This is a genomic window from Brachybacterium sp. J153 (assembly GCF_036311905.1).
Lineage (GTDB): Bacteria > Actinomycetota > Actinomycetes > Actinomycetales > Dermabacteraceae > Brachybacterium.
Genome location: NZ_JAZDCH010000003.1, coordinates 65,328 through 84,440, shown reverse-complemented (window position 1 = coordinate 84,440; position 19,113 = coordinate 65,328). Strand labels below are relative to the sequence as shown.

Sequence of the window (19,113 nt, the reverse complement as noted above, 5' to 3'; positions counted from 1 at the left end):
TCACCCGCATCTGTGTGGTGCTCCCCCCCGTTCCTGGCAGCGGGCTCCGGAGCCCGGCTCAGCTCACGCCGAGCTTCTCCATGATGATCTCGCGGACGCGGCCGGCGTCGGCCTGGCCGCGGGTGGCCTTCATGATCGGGCCGATGAGAGCACCGATCGCCTGGACCTTGCCGCTCTGGATCTTGGCGACGACGTCCGGGTTGTCGGCGATCGCCTGATCCACTGCGCCGGTGAGCACGGAGTCGTCGGAGACCACGGCGAGTCCCTCGGCCTCGACGATCGCGGCGGGGTCGCCCTCGCCGGCGAGCACCTTGGTGAGCACCTGCTTGGCGATCTTGTCGTTGATCTTCTTCTCATCGACGAGGCCCTGCAGTTCGGCGACCTGCGCGGGGGTGACCGCGAGACCGTGGAGCTCGACCTCCTGCTCGCGCGCGGTGCGGGCCAGCTCGCCCATCCACCACTTGCGCGCGGCCTGCGCGGAGGCGCCGGCGAGGACCGTCTGCTCGATGAGGTCGAGGGCGCCGGCGTTGATCACGTCGCGCATCTCGAGATCGCTGAAGCCCCACTCCCCCAGCAGGCGGCGACGCCGCGCGGCCGGCAGCTCCGGCAGCGAGGCGCGGATCTCCTCGACCCACTCGCGGCTCGGCGCGACGGGGACGAGGTCCGGCTCGGGGAAGTAGCGATAGTCCTCGGCGTCGGACTTGGGACGACCCGAGGAGGTCTCGCCGGTGTCCTCGTGGAAGTGGCGGGTCTCCTGCACGATGCTGCCGCCGGCGTCGAGGATCCCCGCCTGGCGGGAGATCTCGAAGCGGACGGTCCGCTCGATCGACCGGAACGAGTTGACGTTCTTGGTCTCGGTGCGAGTGCCGAGCGGAGCGCCGGAGTCCGCGCGCAGGGAGACGTTGACGTCGGCGCGGACGTTGCCGCGCTCCATCCGCGCCTCGGAGACGTCGAGGGCCCGGAAGATGTCGCGCAGGGTGCGGACATAGGCGGCCGCGACCTCGGGGGCGCGACCCTTGGTGTCCGGGATCGGCTTGGTGACGATCTCGACCAGCGGCACGCCAGCGCGGTTGTAGTCCACCTGCGAGTGGGTCGCGCCGTGGATGCGGCCGGAGGCGCCGCCGACGTGGGTGTTCTTGCCAGCGTCCTCCTCCATGTGCGCGCGCTCGATCTCGACCCGGACGATCTCGCCATCCTCGAGCTCCACGTCGACCCAGCCGTCGAAGGCGATCGGCTCGTCGTACTGGGAGGTCTGGAAGTTCTTCGTCAGATCCGGGTAGAAGTACTGCTTGCGCGCGAAGCGGCAGGTCTCGGCGATCTGGCAGTTCAGGGCCAGGCCGATGCGGATCGCGTACTCGACCGCCTTGCCGTTGACGACGGGCAGCGAGCCGGGCAGGCCCAGCGAGGTGGGCGTGATCGCGGTGTTCGGCTCGGCGGCGAAGATGTTCGGCGCGCCGTCGAACATCTTGGTGGCGGTGCCGAGCTCGACGTGGACCTCGATGCCGAGGACCGGGTCGTAGCGGTCGATCGCGTCGTCGAAGTCGACGAGATCGGTGGTGATGGCGGTCATCAGAGCGCACCTCCGGTGAGATCAGGGGCCTGGGCCAGCAGCGGCCCGCCCCAGGAGTCCTCGAGCAGCGCCTCGAGGGCGCCGCCCACCTGGTACAGCCGCTCGTCGCCGCGGACAGGGGCGAGGAACTGGATGCCGGCGGGCAGACCGTCCTCGGCGAGGCCGCTGGGCAGCGAGATGCCCGGCACGCCGGCGAGGTTGGCGGGGATGGTCGCGATGTCGTTGGCGTACATCGCCAGCGGGTCGTCGACCTTCTCTCCGAGGCGGAACGCGACGGTCGGCGCGGTCGGCGAGGCGAGGACGTCCACCTGCTCGAACGCCGCCGCGAAGTCGCGCTGCACCAGGGTGCGGACCTTCTGCGCACTGCCGTAGTAGGCGTCGTAGTAGCCGGCGGAGAGGGCGTAGGTGCCCAGCAGGATGCGGCGCTTGACCTCGTCGCCGAAGCCGGCGCCGCGGGTCGCCTTCATGACGGACTCGGCGGTCGGGCTCTCCTCGGGGACGACCCGCAAGCCGAAACGCATGCCGTCGAACTTCGCGAGGTTCGAGGACGCCTCCGACGGCATGATCAGGTAGTAGGCGCCGAGCGCGTAGCCGAAGTTCGGGCAGGAGACGCGGTGGATCTCGGCGCCCGCCTGCTCGAGCAGGGCGAGGGACTCGGAGAACCGCTCGCCGACGAGCGGGGCGAACGCCTCGCCCTCGAGCTCGGCGATCACGCCGATGCGGAGGCCCTTCACGTCCTTCCGGCCCGCGGCCTCCGCGTAGGCGCCGACCGGGTCCGGGAGGGAGGTCGAGTCGCGCGCGTCGTGCCCGGCGATCAGCTCGTGCAGCAGGGCGGCATCGGCCACGGTGCGGGTGACGGGACCTGCCTGGTCCAGGGAGCTGGCCATGGCGATCAGGCCGTAGCGGGAGATCGAGCCGTAGGTGGGCTTGACGCCCACGGTGCCGGTGACCGACGCGGGCTGGCGGATCGAGCCGCCAGTGTCGGTGCCGATCGCGAGCGGCGCCTCGAAGGCGCCGACGGCAGCGGCGCTGCCGCCGCCCGAACCGCCTGGGATGCGCTCGCGGTCCCAGGGGTTGCGGGTCGGGCCGAAGGCGCTGGACTCCGTGGAGGAGCCCATGGCGAACTCGTCCATGTTGGTCTTGCCGAGGATCGGCAGGCGCGCCGCCCGCAGCTTCTCGACGAGGGTCGCGTCGTAGGGCGGGATCCACCCCTCGAGGATCTTGGAGGCGGCGGTGGTGGGAATCCCCTCGGTGACCACCACATCCTTCACGGCGATGGGCACGCCGGCGAGCGGGTGCAGCTCCTCGCCCGCAGCGCGGAGGGAGTCGACCTCGCGCGCGGTGGCGAGCGCCTCCTCGCGGCTGACGTGCAGGAAGGCGTTCAGGTCACCGTCGACGGCGTCGATGCGGTCCAGGTGCGCGGCGGTCAGCTCGCTCGAGGAGATCTCCCCGGCCCCGAGCGCGGCGGCCTGCTCGGCCGCGGAGCGGCGCAGGATGTCGGAGCTGGTCATATCACTCCTCCCCCAGGATCTGCGGCACGGCGAAGCGGCCGTCCTGCGCCTCGGGGGCGCCGGAGAGGGCCTGCTCCTGGCTCAGGGTGTCGGTGACGACGTCCTCGCGGAAGACGTTGGTCATCGGGATGGGGTGGCTGGTCGCCGGGACGTCCTCGGTGGCGACCTCGGAGACGGAGGCGACAGCGTCCATGATGGAGTCGAACTCGCCGGCGAAGCGGGCGATCTCCTCCTCGGTGAGCTGGATCCGTGCGAGGTCGGCGAGGCGTGCGACGTCATCTCGTCCGATCGAAGGCATGCCGACAGTCTAGGCGTGCTCCGCCGGGTCGACTCCCACCCGGTAGTGGTAGCCGCCGAGCTCCCGGGAGCCGAGGCCGCGATAGAGCGCACGCGCGGCGTGGTTGTCCTCCTCGACCTCGAGCAGGGCGCGGACCGCACCCTGGCGGGCGGCGACCGCGAGGAGGGTCCGCGACACGTCCCGGCCGAGGCCGTGGCGGCGGTGCGCGGGGTCGACGGCGATCTGGTTCAGCACGGCGGTCCGCTCGCGACCAGTCTCCACGAGAGCCGCCCGGCCGACGGCCACGGGCGCCTCCCCGGGAGCGGGTCGGAGCAGGACCTGCACCGCGGGGGTGCCCGCGAGGATGTCGTGCAAGGTGCGGCGCGCCTCCTCGCCGGGACGCGGCGCGAGGCGCCAGGCGGCCTCGAACCACTCCTCGTCCAGTCCGCTGACGCGGATCTCCGTGGCGGGAGCCGGCGCGGGCGCGCGGTCCAGGGCGATCTCCTGGACAACGCTGCGACCCTCGAGGGTGTAGCCGCGCTCGGCGAGCAGCGCATCCAGGGGTGCCGGACCGTGGAGGTCGAGGATGCGGAAGGTGGCCGGCTCCCCTGCCGCGGCGCAGAGCCCTTCGATGCGCTCGACGGCGCGGAGCAGGGCCGACGGGGAGTCGGGGGCGTCGAGCGCGACGGCGCTGTGGGCACGACGCGTGACCCCGCGGGAGCGGAGCAGCGCGAAGCCGTCGACGTCGAGCCGTGCCAGGGGTCGCCAGCCGTCGATCAGCGCCTCGACGAGAGGGCGTCCGGTCAGGGGGCGGGGTGCTCTGCTCACCTCGGCATCGTAGGGGTCGGCGGTAGACTCCGTGCCTCCACGACCCGCTCGTCAGCGCCGGAGGAGACCGTCATGTCCGTCGACCCCAACATCGACTACGCCTCGCACGACCCCGAGGACCGGGAGGGGATGTCCGAGAATCCCGCGATCCGCGAGGCCCAGGAGCTCGAGGCCCGGATGCGTCGCGCCCTCGCGACCAAGGAGGACCCGCTGCGCGACGACGAGTCCACCGTCGAGCGCCTGCGCCGGCTCGCCGCGCAGGACTCCGACGCCGATGACGCAGATGCCGCGGACGCCGCACATGCCGAGGGCACCGGGCAGGACGCCGAGTCTCAGGACTGATCCCCGGCGGTGCCGGCGCCGTACCTGCCGGCACCGCCCCTTGGACCGTGGTGCGCCTCAGCGATCGCGCTCCGGTCTCGGCATCAGCAGCAGCGGCAGGTACATCACCCCGGACAGGTTGTACGGGAACGTGATCCGCATGATCACCTTGATACCCCAGTGCATCGCGAAGGCGCCGACGGCGAACACCCTCCCGAGGCGGCGGTCCACCAGCGCGAGCGGTGCGCCCAGTTCGAGGACCAGGGAGATGACCGCCATGCCGGTGAACATCCAGGCGTGCGGGTACAGCGCGCGACCGACCGGTGACGGCTCCTCCCCCAGCATCGTCTTGCGCAGTGCGTCGAAGGCCACCTGACCGCGCATCTGCTCCCCGTCGGCCCAGCGCACGCCCTCGCCGCGCACGAGCTTCGCGACGCCGGCGAGCAGGTAGGTCATGGCCACGGCGGCGTTCATCACCATCGGCGTCGCCCCGTACATCCAGGACCTGCGCGGCGGCAGCAGCTGACCGTCCCGCACCAGCGCGTCGACACTGAGGGCATCCGCGGCAGGGGCCACACCGAGCACCACGGTGTGCAGCACGAGCGCGTTCTCGTGGTGGTACACCATCGACCACGAGTTGCGGTAGGTGAAGTTCCAGGTCTGCAGCGCGGCGTGCAGCGGTCCGATCACGCGATGCGCGACGCCCGCCGTGACCAGCGCTCCGGTCACCAGGGACGCATCCACCAGTCGGTCGGCGACCACCGGGGGCAGAGGTCGCTTCAGCACGCGCACGACTCCCACCGGGGCGAAGCTCTCCTGGTCCGTGCGGTGCACGCCCCGATACAGCCGACGACGGCTGCCGACGTGCCAGAGGTGGTACGCGCCGACGGCGATACGGAGCACGGCGGGGGTGGTGGCACCGCTGCGAGGGGCGAGGCGGCGTCCGACCTCGGCGGTGAGGCCGGGCACGGAGCCGAGCAGGCTGCGGAGACTCATGCCGTCTCCCCTTCCGTCATGGGCGCGTCCGTCGATGCCGCTTCGCGGCCGGGCACGTCGGCGCTGCCTCGCACGTCGAGCTTCGAGGTGAAGGTGTCGCGGTCCGCGCCCTCCATGAAGGGGGCGACGAGATAGCGTCCGCGGACCACGTGCACGCGGACGACATCGCGGTCCTGCACTCGATCGCGGGAGGCGATGCGGGCGGCGACCCGGTCGGCGATGACCTGGCCGTCCCCGTCGGCGACGCGGCGGCGGACCTGGCGGCGCACGGCGTTCAGCCCGCCGGTGCCGAGGTAGGAATAGTGCAGCGGGGCGACGGTGCCGTCCTGCTTCACCCCGAGGAGGTGCGTGACCCAGTAGTGGGACTTCCGTGTCGCGGAGAACATCGGGTAGTGGCTGAAGGGGAAGCTGTCCCGGACCTCGTCCTCGGGGCGGGCGTAGCGGCGGATCGGCAGGGAGACGGCGCCGAGCAGGGCGGCGGCGAGTGCTCCCGCGAGGACCCGGGTGAGGGGACCGTCGGGGATCGAGGCGGTGGGCGGTGCGTGCGGTGGGAGGAGTGCGTCAGCGGACATGGCGGCACCGTAACCGGGGGTGATGAGACGCACCCCGGCTCCGGGTGAGAAGTGCATGAGAGCCTTCTCAGCGACCGCGATCCGACGGGCATCGCCGCAGGACAGCCGGAGGAACAATCCTTCCTCCCCAAGGCGCCCTCATCCACAGCGCTTCTCGCCGGGCTCCATCGGTCGGGGCGGCCGGGGAGACTGGGGGCATGGATGACACCGCGCTCGGCGCCCCGACCGACCCGCTGCACGAGGAGGCTCTCCTCGCCCTGCGTGCCCTCACCGGCCGCGAGGACGCCGCCTTCCGCGACGGCCAGTACGAGGCGATCCGCGCGCTGGTGCACGACCGCCGACGGGTCCTCGTCGTGCAGCGCACGGGCTGGGGGAAGTCCGCCGTGTACTTCCTCGCCGCGCATCTGCAGCGCGCCCGCGGGGCGGGTCCCGCCCTGATCGTCTCCCCGCTGATCGCCCTGATGCGGGACCAGGTCTCGGCCGCGGCCCGGGCCGGCGTCCGGGCGGCGGCGATCAGCTCCGCGAACGCTGTGGAGTGGGAGGACATCGAGACCTCGCTCGCCGGCGACGAGATCGATGTGCTGCTGGTCTCCCCCGAGCGCCTGGTCAACCCCCGTTTCCGGGAGGAGCAGCTGCCGCGGCTGATCGCCCGCTGCGGCCTACTCGTGATCGACGAGGCGCACTGCATCTCCGACTGGGGTCACGACTTCCGCCCTGATTACCGGCGCCTGCGGGACCTCGTCGCGCAGATGGGCCCGGAGGTTCCGGTGCTCGCCACGACCGCGACCGCGAACTCCCGCGTGGTGGCCGATGTCGCCGAGCAGCTGGGGATCGGTGCCCGCGCGGCCGACGGCGACTCGGGGGTGCTGACGCTGCGCGGACCGCTCACTCGGCAGTCGCTCCGACTCGGCTCGCTGTCCCTGCCGGATGATCGCGCCCGGCTCGACTACCTGGTGCGGCACCTCGACGCCTTCGAGGGGTCCGGGATCCTGTACACCCTCACCGTCTCCGCGGCGGAGGACCTCGCGGCGCTGCTGGATCGACCCGGCCGGCGGGTGCGCGCCTATACGGGCCGCACCGACGCCGAGGAGCGGGCCGAGCTCGAGCAGGCGCTCAAGCGCAACGAGGTCAAGGCCCTCGCCGCGACGAGCGCCCTGGGCATGGGCTTCGACAAGCCGGATCTCGGCTTCGTGATCCACCTCGGGGCACCGAGCTCCCCCGTCGCCTATTACCAGCAGGTCGGTCGTGCCGGTCGTGCCACGGACCGGGCGGACGTGCTCCTCCTCCCCGGCAAGGAGGACCGGGCGATCTGGGAGTACTTCGCGACGTCCTCGATGCCCTCGCAGGAGTCCGCCGCGCAGGTCCTCGGGGTGCTCGGCCAGTCCGGCTCGCCCCTCAGCACCCCCGCGCTCGAGGCCCGGGTCGATGTGCGGCGCGGCGCCCTCGAGCTGCTGCTCAAGGTGCTCGCCGTCGACGGGGCGGTGCAGGCGGTCAAGGGCGGCTGGATCGCGACCGGGGCACCGTGGCACTACGACGCCGAGCGCTACGAGACCGTCGCCCGGGCCCGCCGCGACGAGCAGCAGGCGATGCTCGCCTACGAGCAGCTCGCGGGCGGCCCGGAGCAGTGCCGGATGATGTTCCTCGCCCGGCAGCTCGACGACAGTACCGCCGTGCCCTGCGGCCGCTGCGATGTGTGTGCGGGGGCCTGGTACCCCGCTCCCGGCGCCGCGGCCAGCACCGCCGCTCGCGGCGGCTCTGAGGGCGATCCCACGACGGGCACCGCCCCCGCCGAGGGGTCGGACCGTGACGCGGCGGAGGCGCGGGTGGCGGCGCTGCTCGACCGCGTCGGCGTCCCCGTGGAACCGCGCGCCAGCTGGCCTTCGGGCCTGGACCGGTTGCTCGGCGCGGGGGCGCCGAAGGGCCGGATCCCCGAAGGCGAGCGCGCTGCGGAGGGCCGGGTCATCGCCCGCATGTCGGACCTGGGATGGGCGGTGCCGCTGCGGGAGCTGCTGCGCACCGACGAGGACGGCCGCCCGGTCGACGCCGTCGTGCCGGAGCGGATCGGCGGGCGGATCGTCGAGGTGCTGAAGGACTGGGACTGGGAGGAGCGCCCTGCGGCGGTCCTCGCCGTCCCCTCGACCACCCGGCCGCAGCTCGTGACCTCCCTCGCCTCCGGCATCGCGACCATCGGACGACTCGAGGACCTCGGCTCCCTCGGCCTCGCCGCCGGAGCCGCTCCGCTCCATGGCGCCCGCAACAGTGCCTTCCGCGTGGCCGCCCTCTGGGACCGATTCGTCGTGGGGCCCGAGCTGCAGGCCCGGCTCGAGGAGCTCGACGGCGCCCCGATCCTGCTCGTCGACGACCGGATCGACACCCGCTGGACGATGGCGATCGCCGCCCGGCTGCTCCGCCGAGCCGGGTCCGGTCCCGTGCTGCCGCTCGCGCTCGCTCAGGAGGCCTGAGGCCCCGGACGGCGCGGCCTAGTCGGTCACGGCGTCATCCGTCGCGGCCGCGTCGGCACCGTCGGCACCGTCGGCACCGTCCTCCGGCAGGGCGACGGCGTCCGGGCCGCCCTCGAGCAGCGCCACGAAGCCGGCCTCGTCGAGGATGCGCAGCCCCAGGTCCCGCGCCTTGGTCTCCTTCGATCCGGCATTCTCGCCGACCACCACGAAATCGGTCTTCTTCGAGACGGATCCGGAGGCCTTGCCGCCGCGGGAGATGATCGCCTCCTTCGCGCCGTCGCGGGAGAAGCCCCCGAGCCCGCCGGTCACGACGACCGTCAGGCCCTCGAGGGTCTTCACGAAGCCCTCCTCGACCTCATCGGCCATGCGCACCCCGGAGGCCGCCCAGCCGTCGACGATCTCCCGATGCCAGTCCACCGCGAACCACTCCACGAGCGCCTCGGCGATGATCTGCCCGACGCCGTCGGTCTCCGCCAGCTGCTCGACGCTCGCCGCACGGATCGCGTCCATCGTGCCGTAGGCCGTCGCGAGGGAGCGCGCCGCGGCGGGGCCGACATGGCGGATCGAGAGGGCGACCAGGACCCGCCACAGCGGCTGCCCCTTCGCCTTCTCCAGCTCGGCGATCAGCTCCTCGGTGGGCTTCAGCGCGGCGGGCGCCTTGACCTCCCGCCACTCCCCGTCCCGCTTGTAGTGACGGAACTGGGGCCGGGTCCAGAAGGCGGGCTGGATGCGCCAGTCCCCGGTCGGCTCGCCGTCGCGGCGCTCCGGCTGCCAGACGAACACCTCGGAGAGCGCCTCGGCCGTGAGGTCGAAGAGGTCGGCACCGGTGTCGATCACGGGCCGCTGCGGGGCGGGGAGCAGCGGGTCGTCGACGTCCGTGATCCGCAGCAGCGGCACCCCGTCGGTGCCCTGGACGACCTGGCCGTTCTTCAGCACTACGAAGGCTTCCTGCTCCGTGTCGGCCACCTCCCGGATCGGCAGGTACACCGCGTGGCCTTCGGCGAGCGCCGCGAGGGCCTCGCCGCGACGCTTGTCCGGATCGGTCAGCGCGATCGCGCTCTCCTCGCCGAGGGACTCGATGTCGAAAGCACCCCGCGAGCCGGCGTGCTCCACCCGCCCGGTCACCTGGGCGGGGCAGGTGCGGCGGTTGGGACAGCGCCAGTCCTTGTCCCCCTCCTTCTCGGGGCGGATCTCGGTGCCGCAGGCGGGGCACTCGGTCGGCATGACGAAGGGCCGCTCGGAGCCGTCGCGCAGGGACTCGACGGGGCCGAGAATCTCCGGGATGACGTCGCCCGCCTTCCGCAGCACGATGGTGTCGCCGATCAGCACGCCCTTCCGCTCGACGTCGAACTGGTTGTGCAGCGTCGCCTTCTCGACGGTCGACCCGGCCACGAGCACCGGCTCCATCACCCCGAAGGGGGTCACGCGTCCGGTCCGCCCCACCTGCACCTGGATGTCCAGGAGCTTGGTGGTGACCTCCTCGGGCGGGAACTTCACCGCGATCGCCCAGCGGGGGGCGCGGGAGGTGGAGCCGAGGGCCCGTTGCTGGGCGAAGGCGTCGACCTTCACCACGATCCCGTCGATCTCGTGCTCGAGGTCGTGCCGGTGCTCCCCGTGGTGCTCGACATAGGCGATGACCTGCTCTACGGTCTCGGCCACGCCGAGGTGGGCGCTCGTGGGCAGGCCCCACGAGGCGAGCAGCTCGTACACCTCGCTCTGGGAGTCCACCGGCGGATCCGGCCACGCGCCGAGCCCGTGCACGGTCAGGCGCAGGCCTGCGAGGCGGGCCTCTCCCGCTTCCCGCTCGAGTCCGTCCTTCTTGTCGAGCTGCTGGCGCAGCCCGCCCGCGGCCGTGTTGCGGGGGTTCGCGAAGGTGGGGAAGCGACGGGTCGCGGCGAGCTCCTCACGGGCCTCGTCGAAGTCCCGCCGACCGCTCGCGGCGCGGGACTCCCAGCGGCTGCGAGCCTCGGCGACGGCACGCTCGCGCAGCTCGACCTGCAGCGCGTTCAGGCGCTCGAAGGCCTCGGTGGGCATGAACACCTCGCCGCGGACCTCCACCAGCGGCGGATGCCCCTCGCCCTCGAGTCGCTCGGGGATGCCCGCGATGCGCAGGGCGTTCGCGGTGACGTCCTCGCCGGTGCGGCCGTCGCCGCGGGTCGCGGCGGTGACCAGCTCCCCGTGCTCGTAGCGGAGGTTGATCGCGAGACCGTCGATCTTCAGCTCGGTGAGGAAGCGGGGCGCGCCGCCGAGCTCGGTCGCGGCGTGCTCGCACCACTCCCGCAGCTCGTCGACCGAGAAGACGTTGTCCAGGGACTGCATCCGCTCGGCGTGCACGACGGTGGGCAGCCCGCTCGCCGCCGCTCCGCCGACAGTGCGGGTGGGCGAGTCCTCGGAGGCCAGCTGGGGGTGCTCCGCCTCGAGGGCGCGCAGCTCCCTCTCGAGGGCGTCGTACTCCCCGTCGGTCATCGTCGGGGCATCGCGCTCGTAGTAGTCCGCGCGGGCCTGCTCGATCTGCGCGGTCAGGGCGGCGATGCGCTGCTGGGCGTCCTCGGTCCCGCGATGCACGGTCGAGGACGTCGAGGACGTCGAGGAGGTATGGGGGTTCGGGGAGGGCGAGTCCGGGGCGGCGTCGTTCACCGGACCATTGTCGCGCACGCCCCCGACGACCGCGTGGAGCCCGGGGCGCCCCCGCCCGGGACGCCGAGCGCGCCGCTCAGGAGGCCAGGCGCTCCGCCCAGGTGGGGGCGATCCGCAGCATCGCCTCGAGCGCCGCCTCGTCCAGCAGCGTCGAGACGGCCGGCTGGGCCGAGGGGTCGACCTGTCCGGTGTGCAGGCCGTGGGAGACACCGGTGTGGGCGATCACCGTGACGCCGGCGGCATCGGCCTCCGCGTGGCCGAGGCGACGCCAGGTCTCGAGCATCATCTCCACCTCCGGGCCGAGGCGCCCACCCGGCCGCGGATCGACGACGATCTCGAAGGCGCAGCCGTCGTCGGCGGCCTCGGCGATGCCCTCCCAGAGCGCGCGGCCGACGGGGGTGGACAGCGGGGGCAGGCGCCGCGGGGCGATCGCCATCCGCCGCGCGCCGGCCTCGCGGGCCGCGCGGAGCAGGCGCAGGTCCGCCCCGACACCCAGGGTGACGGAGCGGGCGTCGAGCCCGTAGTCGTCGAGGGCCACGAACAGGGACCGCCACAGCGCCCCGATCTCCGGCGCGGGGACGGCCGGGTAGCGGCTGCGGCCCGAGGGCGTGGAAATGCGTCCCTCATGGATCGCGGCGACCGCGTCCTCGCGCAGCAGCACGCGCTGGGCGGCACCCGGGACCCGCTCCCGCAGGGCGGTGAGATGGTCGACCAGGCCCTCCGCGAGCAGCATCGGCAGGTCCCGCACGGCGCCCGGGTCGCCGAGGGCCCGCTCCCCGGACTGCAGGAAGGTGGCGCCGGCCAGGGTCGCGGGGCCGAGCGCCGTCACCATCAGCGGACCCTCGTAGCCGAGCAGCGCGATGCGCGCGGCGTCGAGCATCCGCTCGCGCAGCTCCCGCGCGTGGAGCCAGGCGCGACCGCTGCCGGGCCCGAGGCGCCAGCCGTAGCTGACCAGGTCGCCGGTGGTCTCGGCGAGCAGGGCGAGGCTCGCGGGCAGCAGGTGGTCGGTCTCGTCGAGACCGAGTGCCGAGGGCAGGTAGAGACGGGTCCCGATCTGTTCCTCGAGGTCGTCACCGAGCAGCGCGCGCAGGCGCATCAGGGCGGCGAGGTGCGGGTCCTCGGGCAGGCCGAGACGCTGCGCCTCCTCTGCGGTGGGGGCTCGGAAGGTGCCGTCCCCGGTGAGGGTGACGAGTCTGCTCATGCGCGGCGCTCCAGGGTGGCGGCGGCGAGCACGCGGTCGCCGTCGTAGAGGACGAGTGTCTGGCCGGGGGCGACGCCGCGGATCGGCCGCTCGAGGGCGACGCGCACCCGCCGCCCGTCGCACTCGAGGACGGTGGCGGGCGTGGCCTCGCCGTGCGCCCGGATCTGGGCGCGGACGGAGCGGCCCACGGGCAGCTCCTCGAAGGAGATCAGGTCCGCGGCCTCGAGCTCGCGGGTCGACAGCAGCTCGGCGGCGCCCACCACCACGCGGCGGGAGGCGGGGTCGAGGTCGACGACGTAGCGCGGAGCGCCGTCGGCGGCAGGACGCTCGAGACCGAGGCCCTTGCGCTGGCCGATGGTGAAGCCGTGGGTGCCGCGATGGGTGCCGAGCACCGCGCCGTCGGCGTCGACGACCTCCCCGGGCACCTCCCCGAGGCTGCGCTCGAGGAAGCCGCGGGTGTCGCCGTCCGCGATGAAGCAGATGTCGTAGCTGTCGGGCTTGGTCGAGACGCCCAGGCCGCGGGCGCGGGCCTCCGCCCGGACCTCGTCCTTGGTCTCGTACTCGCCGAGGGGGAAGAGCGAGCGGCCGACCGCGTCCGGTCCCATCACCGCGAGCACGTAGGACTGGTCCTTCGCCTGGTTGCGGGAGCGGTGGAGGGAGGGCGCCCCGCCGGGGCCATCCGCGCGGATCGAGGCGTAGTGGCCCGTGCACACGGCGTCGAAGCCGAGCAGGGTGGCGCGCTCGAGGAGGGAGGCGAACTTGATCCGCTCGTTGCAGCGCACGCAGGGGTTCGGGGTGCGTCCGGCCGCGTACTCGGCGAGGAAGTCCTCCACGACCAGGTCGTGGAAGTCGTCGGAGAGGTCCCAGACGTAGTAGGGGATGCCGATCCTGTCCGCCGCGCGGCGCGCATCGGAGGCGTCCTCGACGGTGCAGCAGCCGCGCGAGCCGGTGCGGGTCTGGTCGCGGTTCTTGGACAGTGCCATGTGCACGCCGACGACCTCGTGGCCGGCCTCGGCGGCGCGTGCGGCCGCCACGGCGGAGTCGACTCCCCCGCTCATCGCTGCGAGCACCTTCATCGGGGTGCCACCTCCTCGCTGTGCACCCGATCGAGTGTACGGAGGCGAGGGCCCGCCGACAGGCTCGCGGGGCGTGAGATGCGTCCGGTACGGACGGTCACCGTCCCCGCGCGCTCAGCCGAAGAGGGAGCCGACGGCGCGGGCCCGGGTGAGCGCCTCGGGCAGCGCCGCGAGCGCGCGCTCGACATCGTCCTCGGCGCTGGTCCAGCCGAGGGAGAGCCGCAGGGCGCCGCGCGCGTCCGCCCCCTCGAAGCCCATCGCCGCGAGGACCGGACTCGCCTGGGTGACGCCCGCCGAGCAGGCCGAGCCGGCGGAGCAGTCCACCCCGCGCTCGTCCAGCAGGAACATCAGCGAGTCGGAATCCGCGCCGGGGAAGACCACGTGCACGATGTGGCCCGACTGCGGGGAGTCCTCGGGCAGGGTGAACCGTGCACCGGGGTCGAGCTCCCGGATCCCCGCGCGCAGGCGCCCGGCGAGAGCCCGGACGCGCGCGGTCTCCTCGGCCTTCTCCCGCAACGTCTCCTCGAGGGCCGCGGCGAAGGCGGCGGCCTGGGCGGCGTCGAGGGTGCCGGAGCGGACGCCGCGCTGTTGCCCGCCGCCGGTGCTGATCGCCGCGAAGGGGACCTCGGGGCGCGCCACCAGCACACCCACGCCGACGGGGGCGCCGATCTTGTGCCCCGACAGGGACATCAGGTCGATGTCCGCGAGATCGGGAAGCGGTGCGGTCCCCAGCCCCTGGACCGCGTCGGTGTGCACGAGCGTGCCGTGGGGGCGGGCGGCCGCGGCGAGCGCGGCGAGGTCCTGCAGGGCGCCGGTCTCGTTGTTCACCAGGGCGGCACTGACCAGGGAGACGGCGCCATCGGCGAGGGCCTCCCGTACCGCCTCGTCACGGAGCAGCCCGGAGGCGTCGACGGGGAGGAACCGCGCGGTGAGCGAGGGTGAGCCGTCCTGGAGGGAGCGGGCGGTGGCCAGCACGGCCGGATGATCGGTCGCGGCGACCGCGACGGCGGTGCGCCGGGGATCCCGGGCCACGACGGCGCGGGGCACGGCGCGGAGGGCGAGGTTGTCCGCCTCGGTGCCGCCCGAGGTCATGATCAGCCAGCTGCGCGGGACGCCGAGCAGCCCGCCGATCCGCTCGAGCGCCTCGTCGAGCACGGCTCGGGCGCGTCGGCCCGCGGCGTGCACGGAGGACGGGTTGCCGTGCACGGCCGACGCCGCGAGGAAGGCCTCGCGGGCGGCGGGCCGCAGCACGGTGGTCGCGGCGTGGTCGAGATAGGCGCGCTGCGCGGGGTGGGGGTCCGCCGCAGTCACCACGGCTTGCTCGGATCCTGCGGGGCGCCGCCGTCGCCCTCGCCGTCGCCGCCCTCCTCCTGCGCGTCCCGGTTGCGCTGCTCGAGCTCCTCGTCCTTCTGCTGCTGCTCGGGGTCGCCCTCGGTGGGCTTCTCCTCCTCGGGGCCGTCGCCCTCGGGATCCTCGCGCACCGGCTCGCCCGGGTCCATCGGCGTGGTGCCGCCGTCGTCCTCCTGCTCCTCGCCGCCGCGGGCGTCGGGATCGTTGCCGGCCTCCTCGTCGGCGTCGCGGCGCTTCTTCTCCACGCGCTCGCCGTTCCCCTCGGTGGTCTCTTCGTCCTCGTTGCCGCTGCCGGAGCCGCCCTGTCCGTCGCCCTCGCCGCCGCCACCGCCGCCGCCGCGGCAGGGCTGGAGGATCTCCTCGGCCTCGAAGAGCCGGTCGGCGCGCTGCTGCGGGTCCTCGATAAGGTCCGCCTGGCGCTCGATGGAGATCGCGAGGTTGTTGGCGATCTTGCATTGCGCGTGCAGCGGGGCGTTGAGGTCGGTGCGCGACTCCCACTCGGACATCGCCACGCGCAGCTCCGCCTCGGCGGCGGCGTCCTCGCCCTGCTGCAGCAGGGCGGTGCCACGATCCAGATGGGGCATGTACGGCTCGAACCAGTTCAGCCGGTCCAGCGGCCCGAGCCGCTCGATGGCCTCCGGGTAGTCGCCGTCCTCGTAGGCGGCCAGCTGATGCGCCTGCGCGATCGGCATGGACACGAAACGGACGGTCAGACCGGCGAGCGCCAGGATCGGCAGGGCCAGGATCGCGAAGACGATCGCCCGGGTGATCCGCAGCCGGCGCACGTTCAGCCCGTAATCGCGCCGCGCCCCCGAGGGGCGACGATCGCGCCCGGCGGCGGGCTCGTCGCGGGCCGGGGTCTCCGGGGCGGGATCCGGGCGCTGCTCGAGGGAGGTGCTCATCGCTGTGCTCCTGACACGTCGTAGCGGTCCAGCTTCCGCGGCAGTCGGTAGGTCATCTCACCCAGCTCCCAGATCAGCAGGGCGGTCAGAGGGATCGACGCCACCCAGTACCAGTCCTCGAAGCTGGTCACGTCGCGGGAGTCCTCCGAGGGGATGGGCCGCAGCGTGATGCCCTCCATCGTGCCCTCGATCGGCTCCTCGGGGTCGGTGCGGTGGAGATAGGGCACCCCGAGCTCGCCCGCGATCGTCTCCAGCTGCGCGCTGTCGATCATGGAGATGCCCTGCTGGCCGGAGGAGTCGGTGATGTACTCGCCGTCGGTCGCTCCGCCCTGCGCCTTCATCGGGCCGCCCTCGGGCGTGCCGTAGCCGAGCACGGCTCCGCCGTCGACGTAGCCCTGGGCGGCGGAGAAGGACTCGGACTCCCGCTCGTCGGTGTTCTCCCCGTCGGAGAGGAAGTAGACCAGGACGTGGGAGTCGGGGTCCTCCTCGCGCACGGTGGTGATCTCGGACAGGAGGGTGGCCAGGGGCCGGTCCACGTTCGAGCCCTGCGAGTAGGCGGTCGGCTCGGTCTCGAGGGTGTCGATCCAGGCGGCCGCCGCCCCCGCATCGGTGGTCAGCGGCAGCTGCGAGGTGGCCGAGGAGTCGAAGGCGATGATCGAGTAGCGCGCGCCCTCGGTCATGCCCATGATCTGCTGCATGTCCGCCTTCACCCCGTCGAGGCGGGGCTGCCCCTCGGCGTAGTCCTCGGCGTTCATCGATCCGGTGCGGTCGACGACGAAGAAGACGTTGGCGTTCATCCGCTCGGTCTGCTCGGCGTCGATCGGGGTGACCGGTCGCAGCGCGACGACGGCGAGCAGCAGCACCATGAGCAGGCGCCGCAGCCACGCGGTCCGCTGGCGGGGACGCCGCACCAGCAGCACCACGCACAGGGTCAGCATGGCGCCGAAGAGCGGGATCGTGGCCCAGAGGGGCATCAGGAACTCGAGCCGCATCAGCGCGCCCTCCAGCCCAGGGCCAGGATTGCCACGAGGGAGAGGAAGGTGAGCACGAAGCCGGTCCCCGGATGATCCGTGCGGATCACGGTGGGGCTGGCCCCGAGCACCTCGGCCTGGGTCTTCTGGATCTCGTTGATGATCGACGGGATCGCCTCGGGGTCCGAGGACTCGTACAGCTCGCCGTCCTGGTCCTCGGTGGCCTCCTGCAGCTCCTCGAAGCAGCCGGGCCCGCACTCGTACGCGCCGGGGTAGAAGGTGTACAGGTCGATGCCCCGCGAAGCGACGGACTCCGTGGCCTCCTGCAGCGTGAAGATCGGCTCGCCGTTGACCTCGTTGTCGGTCGCGAAGATGATCGACCGCGAGCGGTCCTCCTCGGCCTGGTCGAAGACCTGAGCGCAGGAGGCGAGGCCGTCGGGCACCACGGAGGCCTCGTCGGAGATGCCCTGGGTGCCCTCGACGAACTCGACGTACTGGCGCACCTTCTCCTGCGAGTAGTCGCGGCTGCCCACGCGATAGCCGAACTCGTCGAAGTCGATCGCCTCGGCGCCCTCCTCGAGCTCGCGCTTGATCAGGTCGTAGTCGTTGGTCAGCGGGAACACGGTGCGGCTGGTCGAGTTGAAGATCGACAGCGCCACCCGTTCGCCCTCGAAGCCGTCCACGAGCTGGGCGAAGGTCGCGAGGATCTCCGCGTCGTACTGGTACATGGAGCTCGAGACGTCCAGGCACAGCACGATGTCGCGCGAGGCGAACTCGGGGGTCTCTATCCGCTCGGAGGCGATGCGGCCCGAGAGGATGCTCGCGGCGATCACGCCGAGCACCGCGATGCCCACCTGCAGCACGCGCACCCACCGGGCCGTCCGCTGGGCGCGCACGAAGCTCGGCACCCGGTCGAGGAACCGGGAGTTCGCGACCAGCACGGGCGACTTCCGCATCGCCCGCCGGTTCACGAAGGTGATCGCCCAGACGACGATCGCGGCGATCAGGAGCAGGGCGGTGACCCACCAGAAGATCATGACCATTCCCGGATCACCTCCCTCGCGCGGCGCACCGAGTCGCGCAGCTCGGCGTCCGAGGCGCGGGCGAAGTCAGGCTCGTAGAGGTCGCTGATCAGCTCCCCGACCGCACGGGTCCGCTCATCGGCGACCAGGGTCGCGATGTCCTGGCTGGTCACGTCGTGCCCGGTGGTGCGGCGCACGAAGCGGCGCATCACCCCGGTCAGCTCGTGGTGGCCGGCCCGCGCCTCGATCCCTTCGGCCTCGTGGCGATCGGCGATGTCGTTCACGGCGCGGAGGAACTCGGCCTTGAGGCCCTCGACCTCGTCGGGCCGCGAGCGGTAGGCGATGCGCTTCTCGATCGCGCGGGTGATCTTCAGGGTGCCCACGATCAGCGCGACGATCACCAGGACGCAGAGCGCCGCGAGGATGAGCCACGCGATCGAGTACTGGGGCGGGTCGATGATCTCGGGCTCGGGGGCGGCGAGCAGCGCGCCGAGCCGGGCGGTCGCGTCAGGGACGGGCATGGCGGTACTCCCTCGAGCGCAGCATGGCGACCATGTCGTCGACCACGGTCGTCTCCCCCTGCGCGAGCACGTGGGTGATGTGGAGGCGGTCGAGCATCTCGGTGATGCCCTCGCTGCGCGCCCTCCGGTAGGCCGCGACGTCCCGGGCGACCCGCGCAGAGGTGCGGGCGAGGGAGGCCACCTCGCGCGGGTTCTCGACGTCGACGACCTCGTGGTCGAGGTCCCCGGCGAGCAGCGGGTCGGCATCCGCGATGCGCACCACGAGCAGGTCGTGACGCGTGGTGAGGCGACGGAGCAGGGAGAAGTCCTCGACCGAGGGGTGGGCCTCGTCCGTGATGATCGTCATCAGGGTGGGGCGCGCGGTGACGCGGAAGGCCCGCTCGAGCAGCCACGCACTGTCCGGCGACGGCGCCGCGGTGGTGGTCGACTGCTGGATGGTGCGCAGCAGCATCTCCAAGTGGCCGTCGCTCGAGCGCGAGGGCAGCTGGATGGGCCGGTTCTCGCCGCCGGCGACGAGTCCGACGAGATCGCCCGACTGCTGGGCGAGGAAGCAGACCATGCCGGCCGCGAGGATCATCGCATCGCGCTTCGAGGAGCCGTCGGCCGCCGTCGCCGCCATCGCGCTCGAGGTGTCCGCGACGATCGACAGATGCCGCACCCGCTCCTCGTTGAACTGGCGGATCAGCGGCTCGCCGGAGCGGGCCGTGGCCTTCCAGTCGATGTCGGAGATCTTGTCCCCGGGCTGGTAGTACTTCAGGTCGTCGAAGTCCTCGCCGCTGCCCTTGAAGAGCGAGCGGCCGCGCCCCTGGATCAGTCCGCGCGCCCGCTTCGAGGTGTGCAGATCGACCCGGGCCTTCACCCTGGTCATCAGCGAGACCGCCATGCGCCCTGCCCCC

General features: G+C 72.8%; 17 protein-coding genes. 2 read left to right on the top strand and 15 right to left on the bottom strand.

Annotation, left to right across the window (positions count from 1 at the left end; genetic code table 11):
* Positions 1-58: 58 nt before the first annotated feature.
* Genes gatB through V1258_RS01620 form a run of 4 tightly spaced genes read right to left on the bottom strand, consistent with a single transcriptional unit; the run spans position 59 to position 4,186 of the window.
* Positions 59-1,570 carry an Asp-tRNA(Asn)/Glu-tRNA(Gln) amidotransferase subunit GatB gene (gene gatB / locus V1258_RS01635; protein WP_329748053.1) on the bottom strand — a complete coding sequence of 504 codons (1,512 nt, stop codon included), beginning with the start codon at positions 1,568-1,570 and terminating at the stop codon, positions 59-61.
* Positions 1,570-3,081 (bottom strand): Asp-tRNA(Asn)/Glu-tRNA(Gln) amidotransferase subunit GatA, encoded by a 1,512-nt coding sequence (gene gatA, locus V1258_RS01630; protein WP_329748052.1) that lies wholly within the window; start codon positions 3,079-3,081, stop codon positions 1,570-1,572. Before gatA ends, gatB begins: the two co-directional genes overlap by 1 nt.
* 1 nt (position 3,082) lies before the next feature.
* Positions 3,083-3,379, bottom strand: coding sequence for an Asp-tRNA(Asn)/Glu-tRNA(Gln) amidotransferase subunit GatC (gatC, locus tag V1258_RS01625; protein ID WP_329745321.1), 297 nt, complete (start codon positions 3,377-3,379; stop codon positions 3,083-3,085).
* Between the two features lie 9 nt (positions 3,380-3,388).
* Positions 3,389-4,186, bottom strand: coding sequence for a GNAT family N-acetyltransferase (locus tag V1258_RS01620; protein ID WP_329748051.1), 798 nt, complete (start codon positions 4,184-4,186; stop codon positions 3,389-3,391).
* A 72-nt stretch (positions 4,187-4,258) separates the two neighbouring features.
* Between V1258_RS01620 and V1258_RS01615 the strand changes: the two genes are divergently transcribed.
* Positions 4,259-4,528: a hypothetical protein gene (locus tag V1258_RS01615; protein WP_329748050.1), complete on the top strand. Its 270-nt coding sequence runs from the start codon at positions 4,259-4,261 to the stop codon at positions 4,526-4,528.
* A gap of 57 nt (positions 4,529-4,585) precedes the next feature.
* Here V1258_RS01615 and V1258_RS01610 read toward each other — a convergent pair whose 3' ends face one another.
* Both V1258_RS01610 and V1258_RS01605 read right to left on the bottom strand, forming a co-directional pair.
* Positions 4,586-5,503: an HTTM domain-containing protein gene (locus tag V1258_RS01610; RefSeq protein WP_329748049.1), complete on the bottom strand. Its 918-nt coding sequence runs from the start codon at positions 5,501-5,503 to the stop codon at positions 4,586-4,588.
* Positions 5,500-6,075 (bottom strand): hypothetical protein, encoded by a 576-nt coding sequence (locus V1258_RS01605; protein WP_329748048.1) that lies wholly within the window; start codon positions 6,073-6,075, stop codon positions 5,500-5,502. The genes V1258_RS01610 and V1258_RS01605 overlap by 4 nt, the downstream gene beginning before the upstream one ends.
* Positions 6,076-6,272: 197 nt before the next feature.
* Here V1258_RS01605 and V1258_RS01600 point away from each other — a divergent pair, with 197 nt between their 5' ends.
* Entirely contained in the window at positions 6,273-8,537 is a 2,265-nt protein-coding gene (locus tag V1258_RS01600) for a RecQ family ATP-dependent DNA helicase (RefSeq protein ID WP_329748047.1), read from the top strand.
* 18 nt (positions 8,538-8,555) lie between these two features.
* Here V1258_RS01600 and V1258_RS01595 read toward each other — a convergent pair whose 3' ends face one another.
* The 9 genes from V1258_RS01595 to V1258_RS01555 all read right to left on the bottom strand — a co-directional run bounded on the left by V1258_RS01595 (position 8,556) and on the right by V1258_RS01555 (position 19,100).
* Positions 8,556-11,003: an NAD-dependent DNA ligase LigA gene (locus V1258_RS01595; protein ID WP_442878551.1), complete on the bottom strand. Its 2,448-nt coding sequence runs from the start codon at positions 11,001-11,003 to the stop codon at positions 8,556-8,558.
* A gap of 247 nt (positions 11,004-11,250) precedes the next feature.
* A complete protein-coding gene (locus V1258_RS01590; RefSeq protein WP_329748046.1) occupies positions 11,251-12,375 on the bottom strand; it encodes a hypothetical protein in 1,125 nt (374 codons plus the stop codon).
* A complete protein-coding gene (mnmA, locus tag V1258_RS01585; protein ID WP_329748045.1) occupies positions 12,372-13,451 on the bottom strand; it encodes a tRNA 2-thiouridine(34) synthase MnmA in 1,080 nt (359 codons plus the stop codon). Before mnmA ends, V1258_RS01590 begins: the two co-directional genes overlap by 4 nt.
* 114 nt (positions 13,452-13,565) lie before the next feature.
* Positions 13,566-14,765, bottom strand: coding sequence for a cysteine desulfurase family protein (locus V1258_RS01580; protein WP_329748044.1), 1,200 nt, complete (start codon positions 14,763-14,765; stop codon positions 13,566-13,568).
* Entirely contained in the window at positions 14,759-15,703 is a 945-nt protein-coding gene (locus V1258_RS01575) for a hypothetical protein (RefSeq protein WP_329748043.1), read from the bottom strand. The genes V1258_RS01580 and V1258_RS01575 overlap by 7 nt, the downstream gene beginning before the upstream one ends.
* Positions 15,700-16,695, bottom strand: coding sequence for a vWA domain-containing protein (locus V1258_RS01570; RefSeq protein ID WP_329748042.1), 996 nt, complete (start codon positions 16,693-16,695; stop codon positions 15,700-15,702). Before V1258_RS01570 ends, V1258_RS01575 begins: the two co-directional genes overlap by 4 nt.
* On the bottom strand, positions 16,695-17,717 hold the full coding sequence (locus tag V1258_RS01565; RefSeq protein WP_329748041.1) for a vWA domain-containing protein: 1,023 nt from the start codon (positions 17,715-17,717) through the stop codon (positions 16,695-16,697). The genes V1258_RS01570 and V1258_RS01565 overlap by 1 nt, the downstream gene beginning before the upstream one ends.
* Positions 17,708-18,217 carry a hypothetical protein gene (locus V1258_RS01560; RefSeq protein WP_329745308.1) on the bottom strand — a complete coding sequence of 170 codons (510 nt, stop codon included), beginning with the start codon at positions 18,215-18,217 and terminating at the stop codon, positions 17,708-17,710. The genes V1258_RS01565 and V1258_RS01560 overlap by 10 nt, the downstream gene beginning before the upstream one ends.
* Complete coding sequence (locus V1258_RS01555) at positions 18,204-19,100, bottom strand: DUF58 domain-containing protein (RefSeq protein ID WP_329745307.1); 897 nt, start codon at positions 19,098-19,100, stop codon at positions 18,204-18,206. The genes V1258_RS01560 and V1258_RS01555 overlap by 14 nt, the downstream gene beginning before the upstream one ends.
* Positions 19,101-19,113: the final 13 nt, after the last annotated feature.